Here is a 20,246-nt window from a genome sequence, read left to right on the forward strand (position 1 = left end):
GCACAATACCCCTCTCCAAGCTATGCGGAGAGGGGTTTTAATACTATTTAGTATAGCTACATCCATTATCACGACTGGGAGATTCTTTTAGGAGAAAAAATACATGCACTAAATTTCGTGCAAGTTCACACGGCTTGCTTTTTTGTTCTAGTAAATTTGTCAATATTAAACGTTCAAATGAGCCAACTAAACTATCTGCTACGATTTTTATATCGATATTTTGGTATTGAAACAGACAAGCACAATCATGACGATAAACTAGCTCAATAAATTGCTGTGTCAATTGAGATTTAACGCATGACGATTGTTTCGATTCAAAAAAGCCTATTTTCGTTAGCTTTGGATTCTCAATTATATAAAGGAACAACATATATAACTTTTGCTCTAGCATTTGAATAAAGCCCTCTATGCCCTTTTCTACTTCTTCATTTTGATTGCACATGATTTCATTAAATCCCTGCTGAAATCTTATGTTCAAATCATTATAGAGCGATTCTTTACTTTTAAAATATAAATAAAATGTCGGCTGCGTTACATCTGCCGCTTTCACTATATCGCTTATTTTCGTAGCATAATATCCCCTTTCAGAGAAAAGCTCCACAGCTTTTTCAAGTAATAATTGTTTACTTCTTTCACCATTCGAATTAATCTTTCTACCTCTTGCCATAATTGTCACCTTACTCTATTAATAAATATTCATTATTTTGTTTAATTATGGTATTTAAAATAGTTAATACCATATAGTAACCTATCATTTTCCTTTTCACTACCTGAATAATGTTAATTATAATACAATTCAAAAAATTACACTATGCATTTTTAGCAATAATATGATGTTTGGTACTTTTCTTGCCTTTTGAAAATAAATACAATCGATTAATAGATTCAACCCAATCATCATTAAAACCCTTTACAAATGTACCTTTACAGGCTTTAGATACAATATAAAAAGCATGCCGGAAGTATTCTCGGCATGCTTTTAAAAAAATAATCTGTCTAAAATAAGCATATTTTTAATAAATAAAAAATGGTAATTTTTATTATCTGACTGTTTACACAGCCTTATCATTTTTTATTGTTTTAATAACTTCTTTTTTAGTTTATCTATATATTCTTTTACTTCAGTAATGCCAAATACTAAGTAAGAGCCAACAAAGACAGCGATAAAAATAGCTAGTCCTACAATGAATGTTAACCACTTGTATTCAAACACTAAATAATGGCTTGAGAAATACATAACTATTGTAATGATAATCATTGGCGGCAGCGCTCTGAAAAAATGCAGCTCTTTGCTGAATATACCCATTTTTAAGTCATACTTAGGTATCGCATAAATAACTAACATAATATAGTTTGTAATGGAACTAATTAATGTACCCCAAGCAATTGCTTCAGCACCGTAATTGTCCACCATTAGCATAATGACGGCAATATTGACACCAAAGACATTAATTAAGCTGAAAATAACTGGTGCTATCGAGTCGCCTTTTGCATAGTAAAAACGCGTAATGTACGTATTCGCAGCTAAGAAATACATGGATAATACGAATATTGCTAAGACAGGTGCTGTAATGGCAGTCGAGTCAGCATCGAATTTACCATATTGGAATATAACTTGTATCAGGTTTTCTGAGTAGAAGTAAGAATATATTGTTACTGGTATAAGTAGCAACAATAGATAATGTAAACCTTTTGAATATAGGTTCTTAATAGAAGCAAGATCATTGTTAGCTTCTTTTTGGCTCAGAATTGGATAAATTACCGTTGTAACAGCTGTAATTAAAATAGCTTGCGGAAATTGCATCAGCTTGGAAGAATAGTTCACAGCTGCAACTGCCCCTTCTGAAAGCATTCCAGCAAATACACGCTGTAATAATGCATAAAGTTGAATCGTTGCTCCTCCAAGCATAATTGGTAAAACCATAAGCCAAAGTTGCTTTGAGGACATATTCTGTTCAAATGAAAACCCAACTTTATGGGAATCTAATTTACGATAGCCGACTATTAGGAAATACACCATAATCGCCGCACTAACTAAAGCACTAATACCGTAACCAATTGGTCCGATACTTGGAATTAAAGATAATCCAACAGCAATTACTAAGAAAATGGCGTTGTAAATTAAAATGGCAAAGCTTGATAAGTGAAATTTTTCATTCACATTCAGTAAGCCGCTATACCAAGAAGATAAAACAAGTAATATAGATGACGGCATCATCCAGAAATACAAGTTTTTTAATAAGCCTAATTCACTTGGAGTATAATCATTCGTATTTTTATCTTGGTTAAATATGTCCATAATTGGGTTTGTAAAAGCTAACAAGATGACAGTCATAATGGTAACTGTTAACAATACAATCGTAAAGGACTGTTTTACAAATAATGCTCGGTCTGTCGTTTCCCGATTATAAATCGAGATAACGGCCGTTGTAAAAGCCCCACCTACTACTAAATATAAAAAATTCGGAATGGTATAAGCTGTGAAGATGCTATCTGCAATATGTGTACTACCATATTGGTAACCGATAATCATTTCACGTAAAAAGCCGAATACACGGGCAACGATATTAATGATCGCAACGGCCCCTACAACTTTTATAAATTTATTCATAAGTCATCCCTACCTTTAATGGCCGACTTATAAATGGCAATACATCTTGCTGTTATATTTTTTTCATCGTGAACGTCTAATACTTTTTCGACCGCTTCACGATTCATATATTGTTCTTTCGGGGTGTTCACTGCACGCAGCATCTCCTCAGATAAAGCGATTGCGTCTTCAGGCTCCACTAAATGCCCTGCACCTTCACCAAGTAGTGATACGAGGCCACCTACTTTAGAAGCGATAACAGGTGTGTCTGTCGCTAATGCCTCTAATGCTACAAGTCCGAATCCTTCTAAATGTGATGGTAAAACGAAGACATCACTTGCCTGGAACCACTTTACAAGTTCCTGTTGTTTTAGTGGGTCTATAAATTTGACGTCTTCACTGAAGAATGGTTGCAAAGATTGGAAAAATCCCTCATCTCTTCTAGAACCTACAATAATTAGCTCTATAGGACGCTCCACTTTCGTTTTTAACATTTGGAATGCCTGCAGTAGCTCTTCAACACCCTTTTGCTTAATGACATTTCCTACAAATAGAAAAACAAAAGGCTCTTTGGCTAATTGCAATTGTTGACGTACTTCTGCTTGTCTACCTTGTGAAAATACTTCACGATTCACGCCCATGCTAACTACTGAGATTTTGTCGGGAGCTATATCAAAGTCTTGCTCAATTTGTTGTGCTAACACAGGACCTACTGCAATGACATGCTCACTTTCACGTAAAATACTCGCTGTCCAGTTGCGAATTCTCGCACTTTTCTTTGCCATACGTTCAATGTCTCCACCATGAGCAGTAACAATGTACGGTATACGAAACATTTTCTTTAAAAGTAGCGATAACATCCCTGAAGGAAACACATAGTGCGCATGTGTGATATCGATTGATTTTCGATTTTTCAAACCCTTCATTAAAGTAGAAAATCCCCATTTAGCATATTTTACAATGGTGTTTTTCTTGCCTGTAGCTGGGTTTGTATTCACTGCTATTTCAACGTCTAGTCCAGCTTTTTCAAGAGCTGTAACTTGATTTTTTACAAAAATACCGAATGATAAATGTTCAGATGTTGGATACATATTACTAATGACGAGTATTTTTTTCATAGACGTGTCACTGCCTTTTTCATTAATTCCTGACCATACATGGCCTCTTTATGAATATGTGTAGCAATTTGTTTCGTCTCTGCAATTGACTGTTCCCAATTGCTACTTAGTTTACCAACTAATTTAGAAAGAGCATTCTCATCATCTTCTATATCCTGCATCTGTAAGCAACGATCTGATGCACCAACAAAGGACATAAAATCTTGCACTTTTGTATGATAGGATACAGCAATAATGGGAGTCTCTGAATTGGTCGCCAAAATAAGCGAATGTAAACGCGTACCAATTATTATATCTTGCTCTCCTGTAACTTCTAATAAACGCTCAGGCACAAGATTTCCCTCAATTATTTCTGTATGTGCACGATGCTGCATTTTCTTCTGAATATCTTGTGTCACTGTTACATCTTGAGGAAATTTCGTTGCAAAAAATGTAATGTGAGCATTTTGCTCAGAGATTACTTGATCTAAATTTTTCGCCATACCTGTTACATATGCATCGTATTTTGCTACATTACCTTCCGGCCAATAGTTTGCATTATAATATGGAACGGCCGAAACACCAATTTTCCTTGGCTTTTCAGCATAATCTTTGCGATCACCTTTTAACGTAAATGCAGGATCACCTATCACTTCAATCGGTTTCTTGACACCGATACTTTGTAATAGTTTTTTAGACTGAGGATCACGAACAGAGATATTTGCTGCATAACGACACATAATACGAATACTAATTTTACCAGAAATTGTATCTAGTGGTCCTGCGCCACATCCGTAAATAATGTAGGGAATATTACTTTGTTTTGCCATCATTGCGTATGTTCCATAAAGATGAGCCTCACGTTTATAAAAATCCATTAAAATACCACCACCACCAATGATGAGGAGGTCAAAGTTCGATACATACTGTTTGTTATTTTTATACGTATGGATAAACGTTTTATATAGATTGCCCTTTTTATAATACAATGGATAGCTATGTACCCCATAACGCTCGGATGTTTGTTTTGTGTTATTGCTAAAAACGGTAATGTCGTCACTCGTTACCGAAAATGTTTGTTTTACTTGTTGAAGAATGCCGTATAATATTGATTCATCACCATTATTATCATTGCCGTAATTCCCCACAATGCCTATTTTCATTAAAAAACATCCTTTTACTTTTTAATACAGAGATTATACCACAATTGCACTTATTCGTTCTTTTTAAAAATAGTAAAAAAAAAGGGAGCCTCGAATATCTACGAGATTCTCCCTGTTTCTAGCGTCTTATAGCCATTATTCATAGCATAAAACAGCAGAAAAGTACTACTTCATTTTTTACTGTCTTTAGCACAAGTCCACTCTCTAGCTGAATCAAGTTAAAAGCCCCGGCGAGGTCACAGTTTTAAGAGGTGCTTTTCGAGCAGGCTCGAAAAAATCTGGACGCTATTATGCCGAGGTTTGAAATCTTTTACTTATTAATCGTTCTGTAAAGGAACAGACCAAAGTGTGCTCGACTGATTGCTTCGTTCGGTTTATAAATGTTACCGTCGTAGCCAGTCGTAATGTTATTAGCTGCTAGTTGTTGCACATAAGTGTAAGCCCAATGATCTTTTGGAACATCTTTAAATGCAATACTACTTGTTCCTTTTAATTTATATGCAATTGCCACAATTTTCGCCATCTGCGCTCGTGTCAATGTTGCACTCGGGTCAAAAGTATTGTCTTCACGTCCACTCATAATACCCGCTTCTACAACAGCTGCAATTTCCTTATAGTATATGTGATTTGCCTGAATATCTTTGAAGCTTGGGTTTTTCACATTTTTTGTATCTAAATCTAATGCTCGGCTAATAATGACTGCTGCATGTGCACGTGTTAGCTTGTCATTCGGTCTAAATGTACCATCAGCCTGACCTGTAATAATATTGTGAGTTGTTAAATATTCAATCTCTTTATAGTAGACATAATTATTTGGAATGTCCTTAAACAACGCTGGTTTCGCTACAGTAACTGTAGCTGCTACACTCTTCGTTCCTAAAGTAGCGATTACCTTACCAGTTGCCCCTGGATTTTGCGCTGTAAACTTACCATCGCTCGTAACTGTACCTATATTACCTTCTACAGACCATTTCACTTGAGATGGATTATAAACAATAGGCTTACCTGCGTCGTCTTTAGCATCAATCGTAAAGCTAACAGATTCACCTGCACCTACCGTTTTAGAGCTTGGTGCAACAGCCATTGTAGTAGGAGCATCTACAACCTTGACTTGATATGATTGCACAGCAGCGCCGTCATAGCCGATGTAGATTCGGTCATCCCCAGCTTGCGTTGCTGTATAGTTCAAGCCATTAATCTGTAAATTTTGGTTTTGAGATGCTAACGATAAATGACCATCTAGTGGTAGTGTCGTATAGTTATCATCTAAAACGTATTGAACAGCTACACTCGACGAAGCACCTACTAATAATGTAGCGTAGTTTGTACTATTCGTAAATTTAATATGTGTTGCCTTGCCAGTTGGTGCCGTACTTACTGCTTGTAGTGTGGCAGATACAAGTCGTTGCGTATTACCTGAGTTGGATGGCAAATTCGCTAATACAACATTATTACTGCCGTAGTTTCGAACAGCCATTGTCGTAGAGCCACCGCCATCTAAGTTAATAGCTCTGTCGACACCAAGTGCCACTAAATAATTAGCAAGCTGCACCATATTCATGCCCTTACTATGGCTTTGACGACCATCTACTGTAATGAAATGCACTGTTTGTCCATTATTACTTGTAGCTACTACTGTACGTGGTGCAACTTCTTTTGCACGTGAGCTTGAAGTGCTCATCATAATATAAGGTTTACCATCCTTAACTAAATAAGGACCGCTCGCCAATATAAATTGTGCATTTTGCCAAAGCTGATCAATTGAAAAATTAACACTCATTTCATCACCAACAGCTACTTGGCTTAATTTATTGTGCCATTCACCGCCCTGTAAAGATACAACAAAGCCTGTAGATGGGATCGTTAATTTTTCTTTCGATCCATAAGGCTTAATTTGTGTTACCTTACCAGTTAACGTTTGTCCAAATGTGTTTTCTGTTATCGGTGAACCAGTGTCTACCACTATTTCAAAACCGTATTCATTTGTATCTGTTGTTTTACTATAAAACTGTGGTGTGTAAATAATAGCTTCATATATATTACGTACACGATTTAAGCCTGACATTTCATAATTCGTTCCGTTATGGGAAAGTGTCACGTCAAAATCAAAATAATCAATAACACCGCGACCATCAGATGTCATCCCAAATGCCGTCGGAACATTCATATATTGGTCGGAACCGCTGGAAACTGTTCCACCGTTCAAAATAACATTATTTTTAGCTAGTAAAAATAATGGATAACCTTCTGACATATTAAAAAAACTTGCATTAATAGCACCAACTACTCTATTTCCCTCACGAGAAAGACGATTCGCATTTGCTACTGTCGATTCTTTTCCATTGACTGCTGCGGGCATCCCTAATTGTACTTCTGTCGTCGGATCTCCAACATTAATCGATAAATGATTAATAGAGTTTGTATAGGTATTACTGTATGTATATTGTTTATACTGTACACCTTTTGAAAGTGGGTAATCCTTCTTTACTGTTTGAAATGCGTAGGCATTTAGTGGACTAACAACGATCGACATCATTACAACTAAAATCAGTAAAATTTTTGCTATTCTTTTCATTTTTTCGCGCTCCTCAGGAAATGTAGAGCCCTCACCTTCCCTTCTTTGTTTTACTTCTATAAGATTATCAAAAATATGCCAAAATAGCTATGGAACATTTAAGCTATTTTCCATTTACATATAATTGGTAAAAAAACTATTTATATTGACGCATTTTAAGAGAATACTTATATTTGACCTTATCGCGACTCTCTAACTTTGGTAAAATGATGTTAAAGTTTAGGAGGGAAAAAAATGAAAAAACTATCAATCATTGCATTGGTTATGGCAGTAGTTAGCTTGCTCTTTTGGCAACCCCAAATGGCCTCTGCTGATGAACTTTCAGGGCATGCCCATGAAAATGGTCTGCGCTACTTAATTTCGAAAAACGCTTTAGTAACGAATGCTAACGGCAGTTATCGACCAAATGACAATGTCACACGTGGAGAATTTGCTTCTTATTTAGCAAAGGTAATGAATCTCGAAGCAAATAACGGTATGGCATTTACAGATGTTCCAGATACATATGTGTATGCAAAGGAAATTCAATTGGCTGCTACAGCTGGAATTATAACAGGATACACAGACGGTTCATTTAAACCTGATGCCGCCATTTCAAGACAGCATATGGCAATTATGCTGGAGAGAGCTATTGATTATTTAAAGATTCCTAAAGGTACTTCATCCATTACATTTAAAGATAATGCATCCATTATTAAAGAATACCGCTCTGCCGTAGCAATCGGTGCTCATTTAGGAATCATTATCGGTTCTGATGGCTACTTTATGCCTGAAAAAAATGCCACAATTGGACAAGCTGCAACGTTTATTCAACGTTTAATGCTGCTTGCAGGTGATGCTGGTGCTGACTTCTCTACTTATGCGATTAAAGAAATTTCAAATGGTACACTAGTCGGCAATCAAGGCTTCACAAGCTTCGAAGCTGCTGATAAAGCATTAACAAAAAATACGCAAGTTATCGTCCAAAAAGATAAAATTATAAAAATGACTTCTGGCTATGTTGTGACGAATAATTATGTTGCACTTTATTCTGAAACGATTAAAGATCAAATCGCTGTTGCTGGTAATACAGAAATGGAATATATCAGCAGTGATGCAGCTCAAGTGAAAGTTCGATTAGCTGGTCAAGTTGGCTATTTAAAACAAGCGGATGTAACGTTAATTCCCTTTTCACTAAGTAAGGGACGTTCTTACTATTCAAACGAAAATGGCGAAATTAAACATACACTATACGATTACGCAACAAATAAATATTCTTCAAGCTATGTTTACGGAAAAGCACCTGCCTTCATGAAGCAGGGTGAAAAATACTATAGCTGGAATGGTATTTACTTCACAAATGGGAATGGCTCTTCTAAAGGGGAAGCTTATAACTATTATCAATTTTTACCTGCTCGTGCAACAACACAATATACAGCAGAAGAAATCGATGCTTACATTATGAATAAGCTTGCGGAGATGGAAAGTACAGGTATTACACTTTATAAAGATGCTACAACGAAAAGTAAGCTCATCGGCTTAGGTCAAACGTTAAAAGAGGTTGAGGCAAATTCACATATTAACGCAATGTTAATTTTGTCACTTGCTCAGCATGAAAGTGCTTATGGTATGAGTGACCATGCACAAAACTTAAACAACCTATTTGGTTTATATGTTTATGACACTAACCCACTTAATAAAAAATTCGACAGTGTAGCTGCTAATATTAACGAACTTGTTGATAAGTTCCTACAACCAAACTACATTACACCAGGTGGTGCCCCTGGGAAAAACTATGCAAACGGTGCAGTAGTTGGTTCGAAAGCACTTGGCTTTAACGTAAAATATGCATCTGACCCGTACTGGGGAGCTAAAATCGCTGGACACTACTATCGTGCTGAAAAAGCGTTAGGTTTTAAAGATGCAAAAAATCCTTATACAATCGGCTTAACAACAACTACTGGTTTAAATGTACGTACAGACACTTCTACTAGCAATAGCCCTCTCTTCACATATGCTAGAAGTGGTATGCCTGTCATTGTTATCAATACAAACGTTAATGGCTGGCATGAAGTACTATCTGATAAGCTCCACCCAGGCTCAGCTTACATTAGTAAAGACTATATTCAGTTTATAGATACAGTGAAATAAAAAAGGACCCTCCACTTTATTGGAGGGTCCCTTTTTATTCCCTACAACACAGCGCTGTACAGCCGGGGTTTCGCGCTGAATGTCTTAGGGATTCCGCGGTATAGCGGAGGAATTCCGCGATTCATTACCTTTTTTCCGCGGTATGTCCTAGGGATTCCGCGATTCACTACCTTTATTCCGCGGTATAGCGGAGGAATCCCGCGATTCATGACCTTTATTCCGCGTTATGGCGTAGGGATTCCGCAATTCATTACCTTTTTTCCGCGATATAGCGGAGGAATTCCGCGATTCACTACCTTTATTCCGCGGTATGGCGGAGGAATCCCGCGATTCATTACCTTTATTCCGCGATATAGCGGAGGAATTCCGCGATTCACTACCTTTTTTCCGCGATATAACGGAGGAATTCCGCGATTCACTTCGGGCTTCCCACATGCATGGTTTGCAAGCGATATAAAAGAGCTGCCCTATTGAGGACAGCCCTTTACTGTTAGTATCGAAGTTTTCTTTGCTCTGTTTTTATAATTGCTGACGCAATTACTACAAAACCTAACATTAAAATAAAGATTAAATCAAGTAATCCTGTGTGCATCGACACTGTAAACAATGTAATGACAAATGCGTATGCTACTGAGTGGAAGCTACGGATACCACCTTGTTTTACTTTATTATAAATTAATGAAATTAATACACCATATAGTAAGAAGCCAATCGCTACAAGTGCATAGCCACCATCTAGGAATAATTGTCCGATAAAGGTAGGCGTTGTTGTTCTTGTTGGACGTGTAATATATTTACCTTCTTCCACGCTTAATGAGTTTACAACTTCCGTTACCTTCATACGAGGTGAAATTTGCTCACCAGGAAGAACCGTATTAAAGATACCTTTATGAATTTCGCCTTTTAAGTAGCCCTCTTCTTGCGTGTATTCGATAATTTTACTTAAAACGATATGACCTGTAACACTTTCACCATTTATTGAACGCATCCATTTAGGTGTTAAATTTACTTTTTGTTCAACCGTTAACAGTTTTTCTTTTTCTGTTTCTGTCAATTCAACATCGGGTTGATCGCGATTATTGAATTCTTTAGTTGTATCTTCTGTCACCACTCGTAAGAAACCAAACATCGAGAATGCAACACCGATTACAAATAACGCTGTCAGGAACCACGTTAATTTCACACGTTTCACAACATAGTGGAAAATAATAATTCCAGTAAATAGCATAATAATTAATGGTGTACGATAGCCCATTAATAGGAACAAGAACATAACAACAGCAAAAATCGTGCCGTATACTAATGCCTTTTTCCATGTCATATGCTTTTCTAAAATCATTTTGTAAGATAATAACAGTAAAATTCCGTACCATAATAATTGGCTAAAGAAGTTTAGTTTTGGATCGAGATTACGACGATTAGATTCATCAGAAATTCCTAAACCTCCACCAAAAATCATCATTAAATAAGAAGCTAAACCGATTATTGTTAGTAACACAACAATGTGAATAACATATTTTCCCAAGAACGATAACCCGAATGATGGGATTGTCCATTGTAATTTATCAATAATATAAACACCGATATAATAGCAAATAAGTGCTACTAGTACCGCTGGCAAAATTGATACTCGTACATTAAATAATTCAAATCGATGGAAATCGAATAGACTTGTAAAGAAATATAGCACTAATATAAAAGGTAAAAAGAAATACGGTGAAAACGTATCAATCTTATTGACCTTTGTGAAAACTTGCTTCAGTTTATTCATACATGTAATACATCTAAATAGATGTTATTGCCCTCCTCTATCATGAATCAATAGTTGTTGTTCACTATTACATTCTTTAGTTTTCCCTACAAAAACAAAGGTTATTATATCATAAATACGGATAGACTTATAGAAAGTATTCTATGGATTTTACATAAAAAAGCTCAAAAATTTCATTTTCACCTAAATCTCTACGATTCAGTCATTATTTGGGTGTATGATGAAAATAAGTAATACCATTTTTGAGAAAAAAACAAAACAAGGATGTGGATTTATTGAAGATATTCATTTCACTAATTACTGTCTGTGCTTGTACGCTTGTTGTATTCCTATTACCGACACAAGCCCAAGCTACAACTCAAAGAATCGGCATCGTTTTCTCTGAAAGTAGTGAGAAATATGCCAACTCCACACACCCTGGTGGTACATATGAGGGACAAACAGTATCTCCAAAGGTCGATTATAGCTCTACATACAACAAGGAGCTAAAAGCTTTCCTTTTATATCAGCAACAGGGCTTCAATGTAGAGAAAATTTACGAAAAGGACTTAAATAGTTTAGAAAGTTTAAGCCAATATGATGCAATCGTCTTTCCTTATACGGTCATGATGAATCATCTACAACGCGAAAATGTCAAAATGTACGTACGCAACGGTGGCGGTGCTATTTTTGCGTTCCAAACAGCTCGTAACGAATCCGCAAAATTTCCAAAGGCTGGTCAAATGGATCTCTCCCCATTAATCTATGATGTCGACTCTTGGGTCATGGAGTGGGATAACCTATCAGAAGTTTTCAACTCACGCTTTATCGACGATATAGTATTGGGTAACGCAACAATTAGCAATAGTAATTCAGTACATCCAATTATTCAAAACGCGATTAATGAGCTCGGCAAAAGCAAATTAAATCTTACAAAATCTGATCAAGAGTGGGTTGAAATCATTAAACCTTGGCAAGGTGGCTCCGCCTCACCGCTATTATATTTCTCGAATTACGATTATACTGACAAGCCACAAACAATGAAGAAAAATGAATTTGGAGCAGCACATGCCATTCAATACGGCAAAGGTAGAGTCGTACAAATCGGATTCAAAATTTATGATTACATTACTATTAATGCCAAAGCAAATTGGCAAGATAACGAAAACGGTGTTGCTTACTCTACAACACAAGGCGACTTAGACGCTCAAGTATTTATGAAGCACGCTTTACGTTGGGTTGCCGAAAATCACAATGGTGATGTGCCACGTCGCTATAATCTTTCGCTATACTCTGACAGTGTGCAAAGTTATGTAGCGCCGTCTGGTAAATTCGTCTTCTACTCCACAGTAACGGTAAAGAACAATGGCAATGTGCCAGCTCGTGGTACATTAAAAGTAGAGATTCTTGATGCGAACGATCAGGTTGTCGGTAAAGGGCATGATCGTTATTTACCAGGTCTTGCTGCCGATGCGACAACAACTAATGCTGACCGCAAAGATATTAGTACCCACTCGGAAAAATATCAAATTTTCATGCCCGGAAATTTAGCCGCCGGAACATATACGATACGTACTTCCTTCATAGAAGGTCGCGATGATCGTAAAAATGTTGACGAAAAATTTGCAACCATTGCAGAAATTAAAACGCTCACACGTACAAAAGGTTCCAACAAGGCTTCTATTGAGGTTGCCCCATTCTTTCAAGATATATTAGCAACAAACGGTGCTTATTATGATATGAAAAACTTACATGCATTAGGTGTTGTGAAAGGGAGTAATGGCAAATTCAACCCTCAAGGCACACTCACACGAATACAAGCTACTGAAATGGTATTACGTGCACTTGGTATCACCCCTTCAAGCTCAGCTACCTTGAACGCCAGCGATATGAAAGCTGGTGATTATGGCTATACAGTCCTAGCCACAGGCGTTCGCTTTGGAATAATTTCTTTAGAAGATGGCAAAATTAACGCCCATCAACCGATGACGCGTGCCGCAATGGCACATGCACTTGTAAAGGGCTTTAAGCTTCAAGGCTATACTAAACATACATTCATCGATGTCCCTACATCTCATGTCTATTTTAAAGATATCCAGGCTCTCTATGCACTAGATATTACTACAGGCTATGCAGATCAAACATTTAAACCAAACAACACGGTAACTCGTCAAAACTTTGCCCAATTTGTTAATCGCACACTTCACGCGAACGCTAAATAACTTTTGGATGGCGCTAATAGATTATCTGGAATCTCACTTTTCATCCAATAAAAAAAGAGCTACGTCGTTCTAAATAGAAACGATGTAGCTCTTTATTTTTATTGTTTAGCGTAGTATTGTGAAATCCCTTTATAAATAGCTTCAGCAAATAATTCGATATATTGATCATCTGTCATTTTGCCGCGGTCTTCACTATTTGTAAGGAAACCTAGCTCTACTAGAATCGCTGGAATTAATGTGTTGCGAATAACATAATATTGTTGCTCTTTAACACCGCGATTTTTCATGTTTAAGTTATTAACAATTTGGTTATTTACAAAAGTAGCTAGATCTATATCTTCTTGATACATATCTCCAGTTGTCACAGCATAATATGTTTCAGTACCTTGTGCAGAGGTGCTAGTTGCTGAGTTGACATGTATACTAACAAAGATTTCGCCATAATTTGCATCGGTAAAGTCAACACGGTCTTGCAACGAAGGATATGTGTCACCTGTTCGTGTCATTAACACTTTTGCTCCAGCTGCTTCAAGTTTCTGTTTTACAAGTGTGCTAACTTTTAAAGTAATAGCCTTTTCTGAATTGGAACCTACTACAGCTCCAGGATCTTTACCACCATGACCAGGGTCAAGAATGATAATACGATTTTTCAGTGCATTACCACTTTGGTTTAATAGTTTTAAATAAGATTTATGCACATAGCCAGTTTGGCCATCAAAAGTAATTTGAGCCCAATAGCCACTAATGCTATTAACATGCACATAGTCGCCCTTATTTAATTTACCTAATACTGTAGAAGTTGAGTTCGCTTCTTTGCGCACATTTAGACTACCAACAGTTGCACGACCTAGTAAGTCTCCTGCAACTGGCGGAGGAGTTGGATCTGGTTTTGAAGGTTGTTCTACTTCCACATCCTCTGTGCTATTTGCAACAATATATCCTGGCAAGCCATTTACAACTGTTAAATAGTAGCCATTAACCGTTTTGTAGACAGGCAGTTTGACATTACTATTAATTGTTGAAATTGTTTTAGAAGACGAACTAGCCTTCACGTAGAGATTGATACCTTGTGTTGTTTTAACTTCTTTTTGAATATTCCCTAATGCATTACCGTCCGCATCTAAAAACTGTGCGTACGTTTTATAAATATAAGCAAATGCACCTTTATATGTTACTTTTAACCAGTCACCTTCAACTGCATAGACTGATAGTTTTCCACCTTTATCGACTGTACCTACTATGTTCGAACTAGATACCGAGTCTTTTGATTTACGAATATTCAAGCCATCTGTTGTCACTTGAATTAAACCAATAACCTGTGTTGTATCTGGAACAGTAACACCTTTTACAGGTAGCTCTAAACGATATTTTTCACTTTTTGCACGAGCAACAAATAATGCGAACTGCGCACGTGTCACTTGGCTATTTGGATTATAATTTTGACCGCTTCCCTTTGTAATACCATTATAGTAAATCGTATTTACATATTGAACGTAAGGATGTGTAATACCTACATCAACAAAGGGAGAATCCATATTTTCGTATTCACTTGCATCAAGCTTAAATGCCTTTGTTAATACATAACTCATTTCATCACGAGTTAAAGGCTTGTTCGGTAAAAACTGTCCAGTTGTATTTGTTTTAAAGTAACCTAACTGTATGGCACGTTCAACGTAACCCGAAAGCTCGGTACCAACCGTTACATCTGAAAAGTTAGATTTATTGACAACTAATGGTTTGTTGCCAGAAGCAACGACAGCCATTTTTGCAACTTGTCCGCGCGTTACGCTATTATAAGGCTTATAATACGTTTTACCATTTTCCGTATACCCTTTTATAACACCTAAACTAATTAAATAATTGATCTCTTCATAAGCTTCATGCTTTGGGGTAACATCTTCAAAACCACCACTTGCATTTGCACTATGTATCGTAAACATAGAAGCTGAAATGAATAAGACGCATAATATAAGACTGATTTTTTTAAAGTACAATGTCTTATTTCCTCCCTTCATGTTCTCGTGTTATTGTGTCCATTTTAACAAAAATTCACATATAAAACTATCATAGATTGTAACTATTCGACATTTTTTTATATCACCCCATTTCATATGGATTCATAAAAAGAAGAGAGCCTGCAAGTGCAAACTCTCCCCATTTATACATTATTTAAAAGAACTTCCATGCATTGCTTCACTTCAAACGTAGCCCTTGTCCGAAGCGAAGTAGAAATTGATTACTTATTCACTTGCTTAGCACGCTCGATAAATGTTTCAAGTTGAGAAATTTTTAACATTTCATCATAACCGAAATTACCGTTATCTTTACCTGCTGTAATACCGTTTGATGCTAGTATTGAAATATATTCTGTTGCCCAATAATTTTCAGGAACATCTGCAAATGTCACCACATCACCTTTATGCTCAAGACCAAAAGCTACTACTAAAACTTTTGCAATTTGTGCACGAGTCATTGGAGAAGAAGGATTAAATTTGCCGTGATCATCACCTGTAAAAATACCTAACTTCGCTACTGCAGCAATTGCACCAGCATGTGCATAAGTAGGTTTTACGTCAGCAAATGATGTATTTTTATCTGATGTATCTAAGTTTAAAGCTTTTGCTATTTGTACAGCAACTTCTGCACGTGAAGCATATACTGTAAAGTCAATTGCAGCGTCCTTAACTTCAGCAGTCGCTACTTTTGTCACTTCAGCTTGTTGTTCAGCGTCAAAATCCGCTACGCGTTTTGCACCAACGTAACGAGAACTCCAATAATATGGATCGTTTACACTAGAATAGCTAACACCTTTACCTGTTTGAGAGTGAATCATTTTACCATCACCTATGTATATCGCTACATGTGAGATACCACTACCACTCGTGTTAAAGAAAAGTAAGTCGCCAATTTTTAGGTCACTCTTCGCAACCGCTGTACCTTGCTGATATTGTGAGCTTGATGTACGGTTCAATTTAATGCCTAAATCATTGAAGACTTTAGAAGTAAAGCCAGAGCAATCTAATCCACTAGTAGTTGTACCACCATAAGCATAAGGAATACCTAAATATTTCGTCGCTGTTTCAGTAACTTCATTTGCAGTTGCCGCTTCAGCGTTATCTATTTGAATTGTTGAAAATAACATAAAAGATGCAAAAATCGGTAATAACCATTTTTTCTTCATAAGTTTGTTATACCCCTCTCAAGGAACTTTTTTGCCTATACATAGACTATCACAAATGATGGTATTTTAATTTTTCAATTGTGTAACGGTTTTGAAAGTAAAAAAAAAGCTGATATACCAACGTTTTGTGGTTTACCAACGCTAAAATATGGGTATTAATTAATGGGTATTCCGGCTTTTTGTAACATTCCTGTAATATTAGCCACGCTTTGTTACAATAGAGCGTACTTTAAAGTGCCAGGCACTCAAACAATTTTCAACAATTTTAGAGGACACTCGGATTTAAACCGAGGACAAACTGGTTCATTACCACTTGGCTATACCACCACGATTTTATTTATTGAAGATGCATACAACTGTTTAGAACTAAAACGATCAAAAATTTTTACCCATTTGACCGCTTTAGAACTAATTGTAATCATCCTAATTTTATTGGCCATTATATCGTTTCTTCAAATCCCAGAATCCTGGGACGGAATTGACATCATATTTTCTTATAGTATGGATGAGTTTAATAAGTAAATCCTGACGTAAATCCTCTCTAAAATGTGGATGCGTTTGATAAAGGCACTGTTTCAAGATAGGCTCAAAATAATTTATTACAGTTAATAAAGCTTTATCGTCATGTTTCGATTTTTTTACTAGGGCAATTAATTCTTGTGACATCTCCCTTCAGTCCCTTCTTGAATTTTTAATACGTTCCGATAACTTATGAATACTTAGTTCAAGGTTTTCTAATTTCTTTTCAAATCTAATAAATAGATATACTGTTATTGCAATCGGAAAGCCAAAATTTCCGATTATCATAATCCAATCAGTTGGTTCAGTTATCATCAGAAATCCCCCTTTTTTCCCCATTCTTCTTTTGCCTTTCAATGTAAATCAGCATATTTTCCAAAGCTTTCTTATGGGTTTTAGAGACAGCTTGCTGCGTTTTATTTAATCTTCGTCCAATTTCCGTATCGCTTAATCCTTCTGCATAAGCTAGACTAATGATCTCCTTTTGCTTTTTAGTCAACGAATTTAATGCATCATGCAATATTGGGTTTATTACATATTCATGTAAATCATCATTTAAAATTATCCCACTAAAATGGTCTTCTGCTTGTTCGTCCGCTACTAAATCGAGAAATGTTCCTTGTCCTTCACTAGTATTAATGGTGGCATCTAAAGTAAGAGAAAATCTGGATTGTATAAGCCTCAATCTTTTGTCGAAATTAATTGAATTAAACTTTAGAGTTGAAGAAATATGAGAAATAAAGCGGATTTTGAAATAGAAATGTTTAAATAATATATCTAATTCTTTCATATTCTCGGGAGTAGGGTTTGATATTGTTTCCATGTACTTTTCTTTGTTAGTTGGTATTTTCAAAAAGGAAATTACCAAATCATTTTTTAATAGCTGTCGATTTTCACATTCAAATTTTTCAATTCTATCTTCATCCCATTTATTTTCCAACACTCAAAGCACTCCTTTGTAAGAAGCATACATTCACTTCCTAATAATAAATAGAGCATATGTTCTTATTTTAGGTAAAAAAAAAGAGTGTACGTTCTTTTTTTCAAAAATAAACTATTTGTACTTAACCTAGTTTCCCCATCTAATAATTATTTTAACGTTTTACTCTTACTCGTTAACATAGATTATTTACACAATTTCTTTTAGAAGCAGATAGTCATTCTTCATCCCCCCTATTCCTATGGTATATAGAATAAATAATCTTCAAAATCACAACCTTTATGTGCCAGGCACTCAAACAATTTTCACACAATTTAATAAGACTATAGACAAACTTGAAATTGTTCGAGTTTGTCTATAGTCTTAGGGCTCTTCTAAATGCAATATCAACGGTTATAACTGTAGACATTAATCAAGTAGCTTATCTATTACATGTTTCGTTATATTAGGCATAATTTCCATTGTATATTTTAATTCAGTTCTTTCGTATCTGTTATGTGCATCATAACCATACGGTCCAATATTAATTGCTGGAATATTTAAATCCCTAATAGTATTATAATCGACAAAATGTTTTGTTCCCCAACTTGGATTATTGTTAATAACGGATTGAATGCTATCTTCATCGTCATTTATCGCTACACAGCTCATGTCACAAATATAAGGAAAATAATTTCTTTGTACAATTGGCTTATTATAATGTGGTTGAACTTTTTCGATAGCATGATCTAAAGCTATTAGTAGATTTTTTTCTTTTTGATCTTTTCCAGTCACCTCTACGCGTGGTGAATAAAGTGAGGAATAAAAAATAATAATAGCAGGGCTCTTATCCTTTGCCCATTTCCATGTTTCTTCTACGACTCTCGCAGAAAACATACGTACATCTAATTCTTTATTTTCTAGTAAGTCTTCTTTAAATTTCTTCATATGCTCTTTATAACGTTCACCAGATTGTGAAATAATTGATTGCTCTAGTTCTTCATAAAATACCACCCTCGTTTCCCAAGGCAATTTTGTATATTCCTGTTCACTAATTTCACAATATCTCTTATAGTGACTATTTATATTATTAACTACATTATTAAAGGCAATTTCTGCTTGATTTTTTAGCTTTTCAAGAACATCTTTAGGCGACCATGATTGAACAAAGAAATTATAATATACATATGAAGCAAGTGCTGTTTGAACAGTATACGTTTCTTTAAAATCTGTTTGCTTCAACGTTACTGGTGGCATAGGCGTTTCGCCTAAAGATTTATCACATAGCTCAGGATTATATGCAATTTGTCTAGTTAACTCTGCTGCGATATAGTTAGGATCAAGTCCTTCAAAGCTAGATCCCACATGACTTTCAGCTCCGGTTATATAAAATGAAGGAAGTAGCTTCCCGACGCTACCTTTATAAATATATCTATTTTCATCGCCTTCATACCTAGGCGCTACAAAATCAGAATTTATTAACGCCTCATATTCAAATCCATACGCTTCTCTCAGTTTTTTCAAATCATTTAAACCTGACAATACCCCGTGCGAGCTATCTTCCTCATCACACTCAGCAAAAAATACAATATTTCCTTTTAATTCTTCAGGATGCTCTGAATAATACTTTAATAGATAGTAATTACTTGCCACACCGCTTTTCATATCTAATGTTCCTCTGCCAAATAACCATTCATTGGATTCTAAATGCGCCTTAACTAACGGAGGAACCTTTTCGTTTTTTAATGCTTCTTGAAGATGATTCGGAAAACATGCTTTCTCTTTCAAGCTATTATAATCATCTATTCCAACCGTATCGGTATGGCCCATTAATACGACTGTTTTAGCGCTACTTTCTTTTGTCCCTCTTACAAAAGCAAATACGTTATATCGCTCAATCTCATCATCGACCGTTTGTGAAGTAAACACATAGTCTGGATTTTTTTGAAAGTAAGGAAGGTTAGCAATTGTTTTAGCAAGTGATTTTGAAATATCAATTTCGCCTTCGGTATTTACGATACTTTCAATATTTACAAGATCATTTGTCACTTTTAATACTTCTTCATACGTTTTCAACATAAATAACAACCCCTAACTTAA

14 protein-coding genes are annotated in these 20,246 nt (G+C 35.8%); 2 read left to right on the forward strand and 12 right to left on the reverse strand.

The window, feature by feature from the left end:
- Positions 1 to 43: 43 nt before the first annotated feature.
- The 5 genes from ACIP9G_RS10360 to ACIP9G_RS10380 form a co-directional block, all read right to left on the reverse strand.
- Positions 44 to 667, reverse strand: a complete 624-nt coding sequence (locus tag ACIP9G_RS10360; protein ID WP_401019145.1) for a TetR/AcrR family transcriptional regulator — start codon at positions 665 to 667, stop codon at positions 44 to 46.
- 405 nt (positions 668 to 1,072) lie between these two features.
- Positions 1,073 to 2,611, reverse strand: coding sequence for a murein biosynthesis integral membrane protein MurJ (gene murJ / locus ACIP9G_RS10365; protein WP_401019147.1), 1,539 nt, complete (start codon positions 2,609 to 2,611; stop codon positions 1,073 to 1,075).
- On the reverse strand, positions 2,608 to 3,708 hold the full coding sequence (locus ACIP9G_RS10370; RefSeq protein ID WP_340820907.1) for a glycosyltransferase: 1,101 nt from the start codon (positions 3,706 to 3,708) through the stop codon (positions 2,608 to 2,610). The genes murJ and ACIP9G_RS10370 overlap by 4 nt, the downstream gene beginning before the upstream one ends.
- Positions 3,705 to 4,850, reverse strand: a complete 1,146-nt coding sequence (locus tag ACIP9G_RS10375) for a polysaccharide pyruvyl transferase family protein (protein WP_340820908.1) — start codon at positions 4,848 to 4,850, stop codon at positions 3,705 to 3,707. The genes ACIP9G_RS10370 and ACIP9G_RS10375 overlap by 4 nt, the downstream gene beginning before the upstream one ends.
- A gap of 310 nt (positions 4,851 to 5,160) precedes the next feature.
- The gene (locus ACIP9G_RS10380; protein ID WP_340820910.1) at positions 5,161 to 7,425 is read right to left on the reverse strand and encodes an S-layer homology domain-containing protein; all 2,265 of its coding nucleotides are present in this window, start codon (positions 7,423 to 7,425) and stop codon (positions 5,161 to 5,163) included.
- Between the two features lie 234 nt (positions 7,426 to 7,659).
- On the opposite strand from ACIP9G_RS10380, the gene ACIP9G_RS10385 reads away from it, so the two are divergent.
- Entirely contained in the window at positions 7,660 to 9,555 is a 1,896-nt protein-coding gene (locus ACIP9G_RS10385; RefSeq protein WP_401019150.1) for an S-layer homology domain-containing protein, read from the forward strand.
- Between the two features lie 490 nt (positions 9,556 to 10,045).
- Here ACIP9G_RS10385 and ACIP9G_RS10390 read toward each other — a convergent pair whose 3' ends face one another.
- The gene (locus tag ACIP9G_RS10390; protein WP_401019152.1) at positions 10,046 to 11,326 is read right to left on the reverse strand and encodes an oligosaccharide repeat unit polymerase; all 1,281 of its coding nucleotides are present in this window, start codon (positions 11,324 to 11,326) and stop codon (positions 10,046 to 10,048) included.
- Positions 11,327 to 11,601: 275 nt separating this feature from the next.
- On the opposite strand from ACIP9G_RS10390, the gene ACIP9G_RS10395 reads away from it, so the two are divergent.
- Positions 11,602 to 13,527, forward strand: coding sequence for an S-layer homology domain-containing protein (locus ACIP9G_RS10395; RefSeq protein ID WP_401019154.1), 1,926 nt, complete (start codon positions 11,602 to 11,604; stop codon positions 13,525 to 13,527).
- A 98-nt stretch (positions 13,528 to 13,625) separates the two neighbouring features.
- Here ACIP9G_RS10395 and ACIP9G_RS10400 read toward each other — a convergent pair whose 3' ends face one another.
- From ACIP9G_RS10400 to ACIP9G_RS10425, 6 genes are all read right to left on the reverse strand, one after another.
- Positions 13,626 to 15,521 (reverse strand): N-acetylmuramoyl-L-alanine amidase, encoded by a 1,896-nt coding sequence (locus ACIP9G_RS10400; RefSeq protein WP_401019155.1) that lies wholly within the window; start codon positions 15,519 to 15,521, stop codon positions 13,626 to 13,628.
- Positions 15,522 to 15,763: 242 nt separating this feature from the next.
- Positions 15,764 to 16,708, reverse strand: a complete 945-nt coding sequence (locus ACIP9G_RS10405) for a C40 family peptidase (protein WP_401019157.1) — start codon at positions 16,706 to 16,708, stop codon at positions 15,764 to 15,766.
- Positions 16,709 to 17,137: 429 nt separating this feature from the next.
- The gene (locus ACIP9G_RS10410; protein ID WP_340820917.1) at positions 17,138 to 17,374 is read right to left on the reverse strand and encodes a helix-turn-helix domain-containing protein; all 237 of its coding nucleotides are present in this window, start codon (positions 17,372 to 17,374) and stop codon (positions 17,138 to 17,140) included.
- Between the two features lie 6 nt (positions 17,375 to 17,380).
- Positions 17,381 to 17,542 (reverse strand): YvrJ family protein, encoded by a 162-nt coding sequence (locus tag ACIP9G_RS10415; RefSeq protein WP_340820918.1) that lies wholly within the window; start codon positions 17,540 to 17,542, stop codon positions 17,381 to 17,383.
- Positions 17,532 to 18,170 carry a sigma-70 family RNA polymerase sigma factor gene (locus ACIP9G_RS10420; RefSeq protein ID WP_401019159.1) on the reverse strand — a complete coding sequence of 213 codons (639 nt, stop codon included), beginning with the start codon at positions 18,168 to 18,170 and terminating at the stop codon, positions 17,532 to 17,534. The genes ACIP9G_RS10415 and ACIP9G_RS10420 overlap by 11 nt, the downstream gene beginning before the upstream one ends.
- 405 nt (positions 18,171 to 18,575) lie before the next feature.
- Complete coding sequence (locus ACIP9G_RS10425; RefSeq protein WP_401019161.1) at positions 18,576 to 20,225, reverse strand: M20/M25/M40 family metallo-hydrolase; 1,650 nt, start codon at positions 20,223 to 20,225, stop codon at positions 18,576 to 18,578.
- Positions 20,226 to 20,246: the final 21 nt, after the last annotated feature.

Origin of the sequence: Lysinibacillus sp. NPDC093197 (genome assembly GCF_044754025.1) — a bacterium.
Taxonomy (GTDB): Bacteria; Bacillota; Bacilli; order Bacillales_A; family Planococcaceae; genus Lysinibacillus.

Excerpts from the sequence above, each read along its gene's own strand:
- ACIP9G_RS10360 (WP_401019145.1), bottom strand. The coding sequence starts at position 667 with ATGGCAAGAGGTAGAAAGATTAATTCGAATGGTGAAAGAAGTAAACAA.
- murJ (WP_401019147.1), bottom strand. The coding sequence starts at position 2,611 with ATGAATAAATTTATAAAAGTTGTAGGGGCCGTTGCGATCATTAATATC.
- ACIP9G_RS10370 (WP_340820907.1), bottom strand. The coding sequence starts at position 3,708 with ATGAAAAAAATACTCGTCATTAGTAATATGTATCCAACATCTGAACAT.
- ACIP9G_RS10375 (WP_340820908.1), bottom strand. The coding sequence starts at position 4,850 with ATGAAAATAGGCATTGTGGGGAATTACGGCAATGATAATAATGGTGAT.
- ACIP9G_RS10380 (WP_340820910.1), bottom strand. The coding sequence starts at position 7,425 with ATGAAAAGAATAGCAAAAATTTTACTGATTTTAGTTGTAATGATGTCG.
- ACIP9G_RS10385 (WP_401019150.1), top strand. The coding sequence starts at position 7,660 with ATGAAAAAACTATCAATCATTGCATTGGTTATGGCAGTAGTTAGCTTG.
- ACIP9G_RS10390 (WP_401019152.1), bottom strand. The coding sequence starts at position 11,326 with ATGAATAAACTGAAGCAAGTTTTCACAAAGGTCAATAAGATTGATACG.
- ACIP9G_RS10405 (WP_401019157.1), bottom strand. The coding sequence starts at position 16,708 with ATGAAGAAAAAATGGTTATTACCGATTTTTGCATCTTTTATGTTATTT.
- ACIP9G_RS10410 (WP_340820917.1), bottom strand. The coding sequence starts at position 17,374 with ATGTCACAAGAATTAATTGCCCTAGTAAAAAAATCGAAACATGACGAT.
- ACIP9G_RS10415 (WP_340820918.1), bottom strand. The coding sequence starts at position 17,542 with ATGATAACTGAACCAACTGATTGGATTATGATAATCGGAAATTTTGGC.
- ACIP9G_RS10425 (WP_401019161.1), bottom strand. The coding sequence starts at position 20,225 with ATGTTGAAAACGTATGAAGAAGTATTAAAAGTGACAAATGATCTTGTA.